Source organism: Streptomyces sp. NPDC005931, assembly GCF_042871235.1.
Lineage (GTDB): Bacteria > Actinomycetota > Actinomycetes > Streptomycetales > Streptomycetaceae > Streptomyces.
In genome coordinates, this window is sequence record NZ_JBIAIG010000015.1 from 12110 (window position 1) to 25398 (window position 13289).

Genomic DNA, 13289 nt, shown 5'->3' on the forward strand with positions numbered 1-13289 from the left:
GGCGGAACCGCCCTGCCCGCCCGCGGAACCGCCCTGATGAGCACAGGAATTGCCCACGGACGGGTTCAGTACGCCGACGACGTCGACCGTGTTGCCGCAGACGTTCACCGGGGCGTGCACCGGTGCCTGCACCGTGTTCCCGGAGAACACCCCGGGCGAGCCCGTGGCGGCGCCGTGCGCGCCGGAGGCGGCGTGGGCGGCCCCGCCCGCGGCGGCGAGCACGCCGGTCGCGGCCGCCATGGTCATGAGGCCCTTGCGGGCGACCTGTCGCATTTGCTGAAATCCCTGCCTTCGACCTTGTGCGGGAATTCCGTCGGGCGGAATCCCGAGTGGTGCTTCGACGTGATGAGAGGCCGGTCGGCCCCGGAGTTCATTCGTGCACTCCGGGGCCGACGGGCGCCCAATGTCCTGGAGCGCTAGCCCTGGAGGGCGAAGCGCCCCGTCACTGGTTGATGCAGGTGTTGCCGAAGGTGGGGTTCAGCAGCCCGATCACGGAGACCGTGTTGCCGCAGGCGTTCACGGGGATGTGCACCGGGACCTGGACGACGTTGCCGGACGCGACGCCCGGGGAGTGCACGGCGGCACCCTGGGCTCCCGAATCGGCGACGGCCAGGCCCGCGCCCGCGAGAACCAGTCCACCCGTGGCAGCGGCGGCAGCGACGACCTTCTTGATCATTGTTCCTCCTCGTTGGCCATGCGATCCCCATCTGCGGATCACACCACCCGTAACGAGGACGGAGTAATGAGGCTACGAGCTTATGGTCGCATTCACTCTTCCCAGTCGACTCCGTACGGTTGCCCGATAATGGGAATGGCCGCAGCGGTTCAGGACGCGTCCAGGAACCGGTCGAGCACGCGCACTCCGAACTTCAGCCCCTCCACCGGGACCCGTTCGTCGACCCCGTGGAACATGCCCGCGAAGTCCAGCTCCGGCGGCAGCTTCAGCGGGGCGAAACCGAAGCAGCGGATCCCGAGATCGTCGAAGGACTTGGCGTCGGTGCCGCCGGAGAGCATGTACGGCACCGCGCGGGCGATGGGGTCCTCGGCGCTCAGCGCGGTCTGCATGGCGTCGACGAGCCGGCCGTCGAAGTCGGTCTCCAGCGCCTTGTCGGAGTGCACGTCCTCGCGCCGGACACGCGGGCCGAGGATCCGGTCGAGGTCGGCCAGGAACTCCTCCTCGTAACCCGGCAGGAACCGCCCGTCGACGTGCGCGGTGGCCTGGCCGGGGATGACGTTGACCTTGTAGCCGGCGCCGAGCATGGTGGGCGCCGCCGAATTGCGCAGCGTGGTGCCGATCATGCGGGCGATGCCGCCGAGCTTGGCGAGGGTCTCGTCCATGTTCTCCGGGTCGAGCTCGGTGCCGAGCGCCTCGGAGAGCTCGTCCAGGAAGGCCCGTACCGTCTTGGTGATCCTGACCGGCCACTTGTGCCGGCCGAGGCGGGCGACGGCCTCGCACAGTTCGGTGATGGCGTTGTCGTCGTTGGTCATCGAGCCGTGGCCAGCGGTGCCCTCGACGGTGAGCCGCATCCAGTGCATGCCCTTCTCGGCGGTCTCGACGAGGTAGAGGCGCAGCTTCTCGTTGACGGTGAAGGAGAAGCCGCCGACCTCGCCGATCGCCTCGGTGACCCCCTCGAACAGGTCGGGGTGCTCGCGCACCAGGTGCTTGGCGCCGTACGTGCCGCCCGCCTCCTCGTCCGCGAGGAAGGCGACGACGACGTCGCGCGGGGGCTTGCGCCCGCTGCGCAGCCGGTCGCGGACGACCGCGAGGGTCATCGCGTCCATGTCCTTCATGTCGACCGCCCCGCGTCCCCACACGCATCCGTCGGCGATCTCTCCGGAGAAGGGGTGGTGGGTCCAGTCGTCCGCGTTGGCCGGGACGACGTCGGTGTGACCGTGGATGAGCAGCGCCGGCCGGGACGGGTCCTCGCCCTCGATCCGGGCGACCGTCGAGGCGCGTCCGGGGTGCGACTCGAAGATCTGGGGTTCCAGGCCCACTTCGGCGAGCTTCTCGGCGACGTACTCGGCCGCCTTGCGTTCGCCGGGGCCCGAGTGGTCGCCGTAATTGCTGGTGTCGATCCGGATCAGCTCGCGGCAGAGGTCCACGACCTCGTCCTCACCGGTGACGTTCCTGGCCGTGCCCGTCTCGCTCACGTGCTTCCTCCCGCGCCGTCGCCTGCTGGTGGTTCCCGCTCATCCTCCCTCTCCGCGCCACGTGCCCCAAGACCGGATCGCGGTCCCCGGTCGGGGGGGTGATCGGCCACCTCGGAACACCTGGTAATGTTTACGTCGTCGCCGCGGGGGGAAACCCGCGCGACAGACACCTTGTCCGGGTGGCGGAATGGCAGACGCGCTAGCTTGAGGTGCTAGTGCCCTTTATCGGGCGTGGGGGTTCAAGTCCCCCCTCGGACACACGAAGCGCGAGGGCCGCGACCGCGAGGTCGCGGCCCTCGGGCGTTGTCGCGAAGGGGTGACCATGACCAGGCGTTCCTGCCCCTGCGGGCTGCCCGAGCCGTACGAGGAGTGCTGCGGGCGCTTCCATACGGGTGCCGCCGCCGCGCCCACCGCCGAGCGGCTGATGCGGTCGCGGTACTGCGCGTTCGTGCAGGGAGACGTGGCCTATCTGCTGCGGACGTGGCACCCCCGCACCCGCCCGCGGCGCCTCGACCTGGATCCCGGGATGCGGTGGACCGGGCTGGAGATCCTGGGCACGACCGGTGGGTCCGCCTTCCACTCCACCGGGACGGTGGCCTTCCGGGCCTTCTATGTGGGCGGCTCGCTGCATGAGCGCAGCCGGTTCGAGCGGGTCGACGGGGCGTGGGTCTACGTCGACGGGGACTTTCCGGACTAGGGCCTGTCCCGCGGATGCCGCAGCCGGCGCGGTTCAGGGCGCCAGCACGTCCAGTTCCTGGAGCGCGCCCACGGTGATCCGGCGGGTCAGTTCCTCCGCGCGGATGGCGTCCCGCTCGCGCACCGCCTCCGCGACCTGGACGTGCAGGGTGACGGCGGCCGGGCCGGGGTCGTCGAACATCACGTCGTGGTGGGTGCGGCCGGCCAGGACCTCGGCGACGACGTCTCCGAGGCGGGCGAACATCTCGTTGCCGGACGCGGTGAGGATCAGCCGGTGGAAGGCCACGTCGTGGACGAGGTACTGCTCCAGCCGGTGACCGCGTGAGTTGGCCACCATGCCGAGGGCGCACTCGGTGAGCTCGGCGCACTGCTCGGCCGTGGCGTGGATGGCGGCCAGGCCCGCCGCGACCGGTTCCACCGCCGAGCGCAGCACCGTGAGGGAGCGCAGTTGCCGGGGGCGGTCCGCGCCGGCCAGGCGCCATCGGATGACCTGGGGGTCGTAGACGTTCCACTCGCGGGAGGGGCGCACCGTCACGCCGACGCGCCGGCGGGACTCGACCAGGTGCATGGACTCCAGCACGCGGACCACCTCGCGCATCACGGAGCGCGACACATCGAAACGCTGCGCGAGCTCGTCGGTGCGAAGGACGCTGCCCGGCGGGTACTCACCCGCGGTGATCGCGGGGCCGAGAGTGTCCAGTACGCGGCCGTGCAGCCCCCGGCCCGTTGTGCTCATGCACTCAGAGTACGGGGCGGATCACAGAAGCAAAAAGCAGACTTATACATCACAGGCTCTTGAATTCGTCATACGTAATGGGTTTCAGTAGCGTAGACATCACGTGACGACGAAGCCGGCGGACAGTGAGGCAGCGATGAAGACCCCCCATGTCGTCGTGGTCATGGGCGTCGCGGGCACCGGGAAGACCACGGTCGGCCCCCTGCTCGCGGCCCGTTTCGGCGTCCCGTACGCCGAGGGCGACGACTTCCACCCGCAGGCCAACATCGTCAAGATGTCGGCCGGTACCCCGCTCACCGACGCGGACCGGCTGCCGTGGCTGGACGCCATCGCTGACTGGGCGCACGGGCGGGCCGGCCTCGGCGGGGTGGTCAGCTGCTCGGCGCTGAAGCGTTCCTACCGCGACCGGCTGCGGGCCGCCGCGCCCGGCGTGGTCTTCCTGCACCTCACGGGTGGCCGCGCGCTCATCGAGGACCGGATGTCGCGCCGGCGGGGGCACTTCATGCCCACGGCACTGCTCGACTCCCAGTTCGCCACGCTCCAGCCCCTCGAGGCGGACGAGGCGGGGGTCGCCGTGGACGTGACGGGCGGCCCGGAGGGCATCACCGAGCGTGCCTACGCCGCCCTCGAGGCCCTCCCCCAGCCGACTCCATAGGCCCGCCCGCACCGGACGTGCGCGTCCAGGGTCACGCCACCCCGGCCGCTTCCCCACTGCTCCCCCTCGGTGGTCGCCGGTCCGCTGGTTCTCCCGGTACGCCGCCCGCTGGGTGGACGTCCCGGCCCCGTCCAGCAGTTGGTCGAGAAGAAGCTCGCGCCGATCGCGGGCATCCTGCTGATCGTCGGCACGGGCAGGGGTTTCAAGCGGACGCTGATCGACTCGGGTGTGGGCCGGATGATCCTGGACCTTTCCGAGGACTGGTCGATCCCGGCGCTGTGCCGACCTGGCTCATCGCGCTGGCGATCCGGCTGGCGACCGGTTCGGCGACCGTGGCCACCGTCTCGGCGGCCGGTCTGGTCGCGCCGCTCGCGGCCGACCTGTCGACGACGCACGCGGCCCTGCTGGTGCTCGCCAACGGTGCCGGCTCACTGTTCTTCAGCCGCGTCAACGACGCCGGCTTCTGGCTGGTGAAGAAGTAATTCGGGCTGGACGTCGGCCAGACGATCGAGACCTGGCGAACGAGGGCCTTGACGGTACGGCGTCCGACGGCGGTCAGGGGCGCCACAGCGGGTGTTCGCGCTTCGCCCACTCCCGGCTCACCCAGCCGGTGCGCATGCCCCGGCGGGCCTCCGGGTCCGCCAGGGCCATGCCGATGTGTCCGGCGAGGACGATGCCGACGGTGAGGGCCAGCCAGTCGTGGACGAAGGTCGCGGCAGTGCGCCACACCAACGGCGTGAGGTGGGTGAACCACATCATCAGGCCGGTGCCCAGCATCACCAGCGTGGCCCCCGCGATCCACGCCGCGTAGACCTTCTGCCCGGCGTTGAACTTCCCGGCCGGCCGGCACGCGGGGCGCCGGTCGCGGCGCAGGACCGCCCCCAGCCAGGCGCGGTCGTGCGGGCCAAAGCGGTTCAGACGACCCAGGTCGGCGCGGAAGCGGCGGGAGAGGAGACCGGCCAGGACGGGGACGGGCAGGGCGAGTCCGGCCCACTCGTGGACGGTGACCACCAGGGCGCGGCGGCCGACCAGCTGGGCGAGCTGGGGGACGTACAGGCAGGCGGCGGTGAGCACGCACACGCCCATCAGCGCGGCCGTGGTGCGGTGCGCCCACCGCTGGGCGCGGTCGAAGCGCCGGACGGTGGCGGCGGGCGGGGCGTCGGTGCGTGGGCCGGTCATCGGGTCAGCTCGTGGGCTCGTCGTCGCGTCCGTTGGAACGCCCGACCCAGGCGTCGACGTCGTAGCCGCGCTGCTCCCAGTAGCCGGGGCGCACGTCCGCGGTGACGGTGATGCCGGAGAGCCACTTGGCGGACTTGTAGAAGTACATGGGCGCGACGTAGAGGCGGACCGGGCCGCCGTGGGCGTGGCCGAGGTCCTTGTCCTGCATCCGCAGGGCGACCAGCACGTCCGCCCGGCGCGCCTGGTCGAGCGTGAGGCTCTCCGTGTACGCGCCGTCGAAGCAGGTGAAGCGCACCGCCCCCGCCGAGGGGCGCACTCCCGCGGCGTCCAGGAGCCGGGACAGGCGTACGCCCTCGAACGGGGTGTCCGGGACCCGCCAGCCGGTGACGCACTGGACGTCGCGCACCAGACGGGTCTGCGGCAGGGCCCGCAGATCGGCAAGGGTGTAGCTCCCGGGACGGTCGACCAGGCCGTCGATCCGCAGGCGGTAGGTCTCGGCGCTCCGGCGCGGCACGGACGAGGTGACCGAGTAGTAGCGGAAGCCACCGCCGTTGGGAAGCAGCCGGGACAGACCGGTGGGGTCCTTCTCGGCGGCACCGGCGAGGAAGGATTCCAGGCCGCGCTGGAGGGTGGGCGCGGTGACCACGCCGAGGGCACCCAGGCCCAGGGTGCCGAGGAGGATGCGGCGGCCGACGGGCTTGCCCCGCTTCTGAGCCGGCTCGCTCGGCTCAGGCTGGTCCCCCGTCTCCGGCCGCTGCCGGTCCTGCGGCCCCGTCGGGGCTTCCTGCTGATTCCGGTCTTCCGGGTGTTCCCGGTTTTCCGGTTGTTCGGAGTTCACGGCGCCATTCGAGCACCCACGGTCCCGCTGTGGCCAGGGATCGCGGGTGCCCGTCAGACTTCCGTAAGCAGTGCGTGTGCGGCGCGGGGCCGGCGCACGCGCGGGGCGTCACACCCCGCGGCCGGCCGCCTTCTCGAGCTGGAACGCCTCGTTGCCGAGCCCGATGCGGGCGTGCCGCTCCGGGGCGCGGAAGCGCAGGACCAGGCCCTGGAGCAGGCCGACGACGAGCGCGAGGCCGATGACCCCGGGCAGCACCCAGCTCAGCGCGGAACCGGGACCGGTTCCGACCAGGACGTCGAAGTCCTTGACGGTGTAGCCGGCGATCACCACCAGGGCGATGCCCGCGAGCGAGGAGGTGACCAAGCGCCACGCCTGGGCGCCCGCGGCGCCGCGCCGGACAAAGAAGACGACAACGGAGAGGGAGGCGATCGCCATCAGCACGATCACGCCGAGGGCGCCGATGTTGCCGCCCCAGGTGAACAGGTGCAGCACGGGCGCGGTCGGGTCACCGATCGGCGTGTCGTCGGTCACCGCGAAGGCGAGGACGATCACCGCCGCGATGACGGTCTGGAGCAGCGAGCCGGTGCCGGGGGCGCCGCTGCCGCCGGTGGTGCGGCCGAAGGCGGCGGGCAGCAGGCCCTCGCGCCCCATGGCGAAGGCGTACCGGGCGACGACGTTGTGGAAGCTGAGCATCGCCGCGAACATGCCGGTGACGAACAGGATGTGCAAGACGTCCGTGAAGGTGCCGCCGAGCCGGGACTCGGTGAGGAAGAACAGCAGGCCGGCGCTTTGCTCCTGCGAGGTGCCGACGATCTGGGACGGGCCGGTGGCGACCGTGAGTGCCCAGCTGCTGACGGCGAAGAACACGGCGACGCCGGTGACCGCGAGGAACATCACGCGCGGTACGAGCAGGTGGGGCCGGCTGGTCTCCTCCGCGTAGACGGGCGCCTGCTCGAAGCCGAGGAAGGCGGCGATGCAGAAGCACAGGGCGGTGCCCACACCGGCGCCGGTGAGCGTGTCGGGGTTGAAGGCGTGCAGCGACAGGCCCTCCGTGCCGGGGTCGGCGATGGCGGCGATGTCGAAGACGACGACCAGGAGCACCTCGACGACCAGCAGGACCCCGAGCACACGGGCGTTGACGTCGATCTTCAGCCAGCCCAGGGCGCCGACGGCGACCACGGCCCCGAGGGCCGGTATCCACCAGGCGACCTCGACGTCGGCGTAGGTGGCGAGCAGGCCGGAGACCTCGAAGCCGAAGATGCCGTAGATGCCGACCTGGAGGGCGCTGTAGGCGACCAGCGCCACCAGCGCGGCGCCGGCTCCGGCGGTGCCGCCGAGGCCGCGGGAGATGTACGCGTAGAAGGCGCCGGCATTGTGGACGTGCCTGCTCATCTCGGCGTAGCCGAGGCTGAACAGGACCAGCACGATGCCGAGGAGCACGAAGAGCAGCGGCTGGCCGACGATGCCCATCACCGCGAATGTGGTGGGCATGACACCAGCAACCACCATGAGGGGGGCGGTCGCGGCGAGGACGGAGAGCAGCAGACCCCCCGTGCCGAGGCGGTCGGCGCGCAGGGCGCGCTCCTGCCCCTTGAAGGTACTGATGCCCTCGGCTGTTGATCTGCTCGTGCTCGAACTGTCCGTCGTCATCGGGAGACCGTCCTTGGGTCGGGGTCGGGGTCGGGGTCGGGGTCGGGATCGGGCTCGTGATCGGGTCGGGCTCGGGTCGCTGTCGGGCGCGGTGCCGGCTGCGCGTGGGGTCTGACGGTGCTCGGTCGGCGCTGTTCGGTCGGCGACACCTTCCTGGAGGACGGGGCGGTCGGCCGTTCAGCCGGTGCCCAGAGCGGTGGCCCGGGCGGTCCGGAACGCGCGGTGCGGGTCGCGGTCCGGGTACGACCAGGGGGCCTCGGTGGCGTGGTCGCCGATGCGGTGGAAGAGGGCGGCGGCCTCGGCACCCCGGCCCTCGCAGACCTTGGCGTGGGCCAGGAAGTTCAGATCGATCAGGCGGCGGGGATGGCCCTCGTGCTCCCACTCCAGCCACCAGTCGAACGCGGCCTTCATCACCTGCCGGGCACGGCGGCCGACCCAGTGGCCGGAGGCGACGGGGTCGGGGGGCTCATGCCCGGTGAGGGCCAGCGCGCGGTAGCGCTCGGCGTGCGCGATCACCGGGAGGATCGCCAGCGGCGAGTCGGCGGGTGCCTGCTCGGCGGCCCAGTTGGCGAAGTCGTACACCTCGTGCAGCGGGTCGGGACCGGCCTCCAACCTGCGCTCGGCGAGCCAGGCCACCATCAGGTGGTGGGCGTGGTGGTGGTCCGCGTGACGGCTGCGGACCTGCTCGAAGAGCCGGACCACGTCGCCGTCGGCCCCCCGGGCCCTCTCCAACATGAGCATGCCCAGCCAGGGAGTCGGGTCGGCCGGCACGAGCGCGGCAGCCTTGTGGCACGCATCGAGTGCTCGGGCCGGCTTCTCATTGCCGCGCAGCGCTCGCCGGACCTGGGCGACGGCGAGGAGCACGACGGCGTCGCCGGACTCGGGCTCGGCGAGCAGCCACTCACGGGCCCAGGGCGCGCAGTGGGGTTCCGCGGCCAGGACGGTGACGCGGTGGCCGCGGCGGTCCCAGTCGTCCCCCGTGTGCACCAACAGCGAGCGGGCGTTCTGCCACCGGCCCTGCGCCAGCGCGGTGCGCGCGGTGACGAGTTCTGCGTCGTCGAGGGCCTCGTCGAAGGCCTGTGCCGCGCGCTTGCGGGCACGGCCGAGGGGAGGCGGGGGTGGGGACACCGCGGAACTTCCTCACGCGCTCTTCTTGTGGCTCGGCTCACGGCGGGTGGTCGGGTACGGCAGTGGTCGGCTGCCGAACGCCATGAACTGATCACGGACAGCAAACCGGCAGCCACGGTTCGGCGTCAAGGCCGACCGGGCCGTTACTCGCGTCAACTTCGGTGACTGGGGTGAGACTTGTGAGCAGATCACCCCAAGATCACCCAGCCGGTGAGGTGCCCGGCGGCTCTCCGTGGCCCACGACACAGGCACGGCGGGGACGGGGCGGCTAGAGTCGACGGCTGACGCATCAGTGTCCCGGCACGATCCCGAGGTACACCGCGTGCCGTTCCCGTTTCCTCGGCGCCCGGCTGCGCACCGACGCGGGTGCGCTTGCCCGGGAGGCGCGCGGGCGTGAGGCGATCGTCCGGGGCATCGTGCCGCGCGGGATGCACCCGGTGCTGCCGAGGGCACGGTGGTGCGGGCGCGAGTGACGGAGCTGCAGTTGCGAGGAGCGGGGAACCCTTGAACGCCGACGAGATACTCGACCTCGTCGACGAGGACGACCGGGTGGTAGGGCGCCTGCCGCGCGGGGAGGTCTACGCCCGCGGACTGCGCCACCGCTGCGTCTTCGTCCTGGCCCGGGACTCCGGGGGCCGGACCTTCGTGCACCGGCGCACGGCCGCCAAGCTCGTCTATCCCTGCCTGTACGACATGTTCGTCGGCGGCGTGGTCGGCGCGGGGGAGAGCTACGACGAGGCGGCCCTGCGGGAGGCCGAGGAGGAACTGGGCGTGAGCGGTCTGCCGCGTCCGGAATTCCTCTTCAAGTTCCTGTACGACGACGGCGCCGGCCGCTCCTGGTGGTCGTCCGTGTACGAGGTCCGCTGCGACCTGCCGGTGCACCCCCAGCCGTCGGAGGTGGCCTGGCACACCTTCCTGACGGAGGCGGAACTCCTTGAACGCCTGACCGAGTGGGAGTGGGTCCCGGACGGCCTGGCGGCCTACGGACGGCTCCGGGCGTTCCGGTCCGGGCACTGATCCCCTCTACGTCCGGGCAGTGGCGTTGCCCGGTGCGCGCCGGTCTGTGACAGCACGGCCGATGACGGCCCGCGCGTCCGTCACGGCGTTCAGCGGCGTTCAGGGCGTTCAGCGCCCGGGCGGACGGGCGGTGCCCCGGCCGGACGTCGCTTACGCCGCGTGTCCCAGGGGATGGCGGGCGGCGCCGACGGCGTCGGGCGTGCGGTGCCCCGGTAGGGTCGCGGGGTGATCGAGTTCGTGCGGAACGTCCGGTTGTGGTTCGCGCCCGAGGAGGTGCGGCGGGAGGGGGAGACGCCGGACTACCGGTTCTCGCTGGCGAACGAGCGCACGTTCCTGGCCTGGCTGCGCACCGCGCTCGCGCTGATCGGCGGCGGGTTCGCCGTGGACCAGTTCCTGCCGGACCTGCGCTGGGGCTGGCGGGTGGGGCTCGCGCTGGCACTGCTCGCGGCGGGCGTGCTCTGCGCGCTGCGGGCGGTGAACCACTGGGTGCGCTGCGAGCGGGCGATGCGCCGCGGCGAGGATCTTCCGGTGTCCCGCTTCCCGGTGCTGCTGAGTCTCGTCGTCGCTGTCGTGGCGGTGGCGATGGTCGTCGTCGTGCTCCTGGGATGGGAGGGGTGAACGCGACCGACGGGCGCGATCCGGGGCTCCAGCCCGAGCGGACCCGGCTCGCGTGGCGACGTACGACCCTGTCGGGCGCGGTCACCGCCGTGCTGGGCGTGCGGACCGCGCTGCACGGCGGGGTCACGGCGACCGGGGTCGTGGCGTGCGCCCTGTACTGTGCCTGCTGGCTGGGGTTCCTGGGCGTCGCCCACCGCCGCATCCGCGCTCTCGCGGCCACCGGCACCCCGGCGGCGCTGCTCCCCCGGTTCGCGACCGCGGCGGTGGTCTGCACGGTGGTGACAGCGGTGTGCGGCGCGGTGCTCGTCCTCCAGAACTAGCGCCTGTCGCTCGGTAAAGGGCGCCTGTCGCTTCGGTCACGCTGCGGACGGACGCGGGGTCTCGGACACCCTCGCCTCCCCGCGTCCTGATCCGATCCGAACGACAGGCCCCGGGATCAGTCGTCCCGCGCGTCCTCGGCCACCGTCACCACGATCTTCCCGCGCGTGCGGCCCTCCTGGCTCCGCCGGTGGGCCTCCGCCGCGCGCTCCAGGGGGAACGTCTCCGACACGTGCACGCCCACCACGCCCTGTTCCGCCAGTTCGGACAGGCGCCGCAGGTCGTTCGGGTCGGGGCGGACGAACCAGTAGCGGCCGCCGTAGCCCACCACCTCGGGGTCGACGATGGACGCCAGCCGACCCTCGGGGGCCAGGAGGTTCGCGGAGGCCGTCAGGGCGTCGCCGCCGACCGTGTCGAACACCGCCGCGACGCCCTCGGGGGCCAGCCCCCGCACCCGCTCGGCCAAACCCTCCCCGTAGCTCACCGGTTCCCCGCCGAGGCCGCGCACGAAGTCGTGGTTGCGCTCGCTCGCGGTGCCGATGACGCGGGCGCCGAGGTGGGCCGCGAGCTGTACGGCGATGGAGCCGACGCCGCCGGCCGCGGCGTGCACCAGGACGGTCTCGCCCCGCCGGACCTCCAGCACCCCGCTCAGCACCTGGAGGGCGGTGAGCCCCACGAGGGGCAGTCCGGCCGCCTCCTCGAAGGAGAGGTTGCGCGGCTTGGGCGCCAGGGCGCGCACCGGCGCGGCCACGTACTCGGCGAGGGTGCCCCGGGACAGGAAGTCCTCGCGCACGTATCCGATGACCTCGTCGCCCTCGGCGAACTCCGGTACCGCGGGCCCGGGCCGCACGACCACGCCGGAGAGGTCCCACCCCGGGATCACCGGGAAGACGGCGTCGAAGGCCGGGTCGAGATACCCCTCGCGGGCCTTCCAGTCGACCGGGTTGACGGCCGCGGCCCGGACCTTCACCAACACCGAGTCGGGGCCGACCTTGGGGTCGCGGACCTCCCCGAGGCCGAGCACCTCGGGACCGCCGTACTGTGAGTAGCTGATGGCCTTCATGGATTCGACCCTCCGGGGTCCGCACGGGCCGCGCAAGCGGAATGCCCCGATGTGAGCCCTTCACGGGGATACGGAACGGGCGCCCGGCGGCACGAGGGCCTATCGTGGCTCCGATCACGTTTCCTCCCCGCTCTGGACGACATACCGACCGGTCGGCATCATTGTGCGAGTACCGTTCACCCCGCCTCGGAGGAGCGACGATGAGCCCCGACCACCCGCCCGGACTCGATCTCGACCGGCTGCACGGCCTGCTCGAAAGGGAACGGCCCGGCCTGGTCGCCGGCGCGCTGTCCGGCCGGCTGATCGAGGGCGGACGGTCGAACCTCACCTACGCGGTCACCGACGGCACCTCCCAGTGGGTCGTGCGGCGCCCGCCGCTCGGTCACGTCCTGGCGACCGCGCACGACATGAAGCGCGAGCACCGGGTGATCAGCGCGCTCCACCCGACCGCCGTCCCGGTGCCGAACCCGGTGCTGCTGTGCGAGGACGAGGAGGTGCTCGGGGCCCCGTTCTACGTGATGGAGTTCGTCGAGGGCACCCCCTACCGCACCGCCGACCAGCTCGCCCCGCTCGGCCCGGAACGCACCCGGAACGCCGTGCTGAACCTGGTGGACACGCTGGTCGAACTGCACGCGGTGGACCCCGGCGAGGTGGGCCTGGCCGGCTTCGGCCGTCCCGAGGGCTTCCTGGACCGGCAGCTGCGGCGCTGGGGCAAGCAGCTGGACGCCTCCCGCAACCGCGATCTGGCCGGGATCGACGAGCTGCACGCGGAGCTCGGCCGGGAGCTGCCCCACTCCCCCGCGCCGACCGTCGTCCACGGCGACTACCGGCTCGACAACGTCCTGATCGGCGAGGACGACCGGATCAGGGCGATCCTGGACTGGGAGATGTCCACGCTCGGCGACCCGCTGACCGACCTGGGCCTGCTGGTGATGTACAGCCAGCCGCTCGGCATGCGGAACTCGCCCGTCTCCACCACCGCCGAGGCCCCGGGGCACCCGGCGCCCGGCGAACTGATCGAGCGGTACGCCGCGCGCTCCGGGCGCGACGTCTCCGCGGTCTCCTGGTACACGGCGTTCGCCTGGTTCAAGCTCGCCGTGATCCTCGAGGGCATCCACTACCGCTACACGCTGGGCCAGACGGTCGGCCGCGGCTTCGACCGCATCGGCGATCTGGTCCCGGTCTTCATCGAGCACGGTCTGACCACGCTTCACCAGGGCCTCGAGAAGGGCTGATCGTC

General features: G+C 72.1%; 15 protein-coding genes, 1 tRNA gene and 1 pseudogene. 8 read left to right on the forward strand and 9 right to left on the reverse strand.

What is annotated here, in order from left to right:
- The 3 genes from ACFYOV_RS27775 to ACFYOV_RS27785 form a co-directional block, all read right to left on the reverse strand.
- Nucleotides 1-273: chaplin (locus ACFYOV_RS27775; protein ID WP_389092077.1), on the reverse strand; the 273-nt coding region annotated here is incomplete at its 3' end.
- Nucleotides 274-442: 169 nt separating this feature from the next.
- Complete coding sequence (chpH, locus tag ACFYOV_RS27780; RefSeq protein ID WP_389092080.1) at nt 443-676, reverse strand: chaplin ChpH; 234 nt, start codon at nt 674-676, stop codon at nt 443-445.
- A gap of 149 nt (nt 677-825) precedes the next feature.
- Nucleotides 826-2151, reverse strand: a complete 1326-nt coding sequence (locus tag ACFYOV_RS27785) for a M20/M25/M40 family metallo-hydrolase (RefSeq protein WP_389092083.1) — start codon at nt 2149-2151, stop codon at nt 826-828.
- 173 nt (nt 2152-2324) lie between these two features.
- Here ACFYOV_RS27785 and ACFYOV_RS27790 point away from each other — a divergent pair.
- Together ACFYOV_RS27790 and ACFYOV_RS27795 are read left to right on the forward strand one after the other, a co-directional pair.
- A tRNA-Leu gene (locus tag ACFYOV_RS27790) sits at nt 2325-2409 on the forward strand.
- A 64-nt stretch (nt 2410-2473) separates the two neighbouring features.
- Entirely contained in the window at nt 2474-2848 is a 375-nt protein-coding gene (locus ACFYOV_RS27795; RefSeq protein ID WP_389092085.1) for a YchJ family protein, read from the forward strand.
- A gap of 33 nt (nt 2849-2881) precedes the next feature.
- On the opposite strand, the gene ACFYOV_RS27800 is transcribed toward ACFYOV_RS27795, so the two are convergent.
- Nucleotides 2882-3583: a FadR/GntR family transcriptional regulator gene (locus tag ACFYOV_RS27800; protein ID WP_389092088.1), complete on the reverse strand. Its 702-nt coding sequence runs from the start codon at nt 3581-3583 to the stop codon at nt 2882-2884.
- 136 nt (nt 3584-3719) lie between these two features.
- On the opposite strand from ACFYOV_RS27800, the gene ACFYOV_RS27805 reads away from it, so the two are divergent.
- Complete coding sequence (locus tag ACFYOV_RS27805; protein WP_389092090.1) at nt 3720-4238, forward strand: gluconokinase; 519 nt, start codon at nt 3720-3722, stop codon at nt 4236-4238.
- A 138-nt stretch (nt 4239-4376) separates the two neighbouring features.
- Nucleotides 4377-4717, forward strand: a pseudogene (locus ACFYOV_RS27810) (gluconate transporter); the annotation flags it as partial.
- Between the two features lie 76 nt (nt 4718-4793).
- On the opposite strand, the gene ACFYOV_RS27815 reads toward ACFYOV_RS27810, so the two are convergent.
- The 4 genes from ACFYOV_RS27815 to ACFYOV_RS27830 all read right to left on the reverse strand — a co-directional run bounded on the left by ACFYOV_RS27815 (nt 4794) and on the right by ACFYOV_RS27830 (nt 9033).
- Nucleotides 4794-5417: a cytochrome b/b6 domain-containing protein gene (locus ACFYOV_RS27815; protein WP_389092092.1), complete on the reverse strand. Its 624-nt coding sequence runs from the start codon at nt 5415-5417 to the stop codon at nt 4794-4796.
- A gap of 4 nt (nt 5418-5421) precedes the next feature.
- Entirely contained in the window at nt 5422-6099 is a 678-nt protein-coding gene (locus ACFYOV_RS27820) for a molybdopterin-dependent oxidoreductase (protein WP_389092345.1), read from the reverse strand.
- Between the two features lie 264 nt (nt 6100-6363).
- Nucleotides 6364-7905, reverse strand: a complete 1542-nt coding sequence (locus ACFYOV_RS27825; protein WP_389092095.1) for an APC family permease — start codon at nt 7903-7905, stop codon at nt 6364-6366.
- 177 nt (nt 7906-8082) lie between these two features.
- Nucleotides 8083-9033: a hypothetical protein gene (locus ACFYOV_RS27830; protein WP_389092097.1), complete on the reverse strand. Its 951-nt coding sequence runs from the start codon at nt 9031-9033 to the stop codon at nt 8083-8085.
- Between the two features lie 504 nt (nt 9034-9537).
- Here ACFYOV_RS27830 and ACFYOV_RS27835 point away from each other — a divergent pair.
- From ACFYOV_RS27835 to ACFYOV_RS27845, 3 genes are all read left to right on the forward strand, one after another.
- A complete protein-coding gene (locus ACFYOV_RS27835) occupies nt 9538-10050 on the forward strand; it encodes an NUDIX domain-containing protein (RefSeq protein WP_389092100.1) in 513 nt (170 codons plus the stop codon).
- A 225-nt stretch (nt 10051-10275) separates the two neighbouring features.
- Nucleotides 10276-10668, forward strand: a complete 393-nt coding sequence (locus tag ACFYOV_RS27840; protein WP_389092101.1) for a YidH family protein — start codon at nt 10276-10278, stop codon at nt 10666-10668.
- Complete coding sequence (locus ACFYOV_RS27845; RefSeq protein WP_389092104.1) at nt 10656-10988, forward strand: DUF202 domain-containing protein; 333 nt, start codon at nt 10656-10658, stop codon at nt 10986-10988. Before ACFYOV_RS27840 ends, ACFYOV_RS27845 begins: the two co-directional genes overlap by 13 nt.
- 116 nt (nt 10989-11104) lie before the next feature.
- Here ACFYOV_RS27845 and ACFYOV_RS27850 read toward each other — a convergent pair whose 3' ends face one another.
- On the reverse strand, nt 11105-12049 hold the full coding sequence (locus ACFYOV_RS27850) for an NADP-dependent oxidoreductase (RefSeq protein ID WP_389092106.1): 945 nt from the start codon (nt 12047-12049) through the stop codon (nt 11105-11107).
- A 200-nt stretch (nt 12050-12249) separates the two neighbouring features.
- On the opposite strand from ACFYOV_RS27850, the gene ACFYOV_RS27855 reads away from it, so the two are divergent.
- Nucleotides 12250-13284 carry a phosphotransferase family protein gene (locus ACFYOV_RS27855; protein ID WP_389092108.1) on the forward strand — a complete coding sequence of 345 codons (1035 nt, stop codon included), beginning with the start codon at nt 12250-12252 and terminating at the stop codon, nt 13282-13284.
- The last annotated feature ends 5 nt before the right edge of the window (nt 13285-13289 follow it).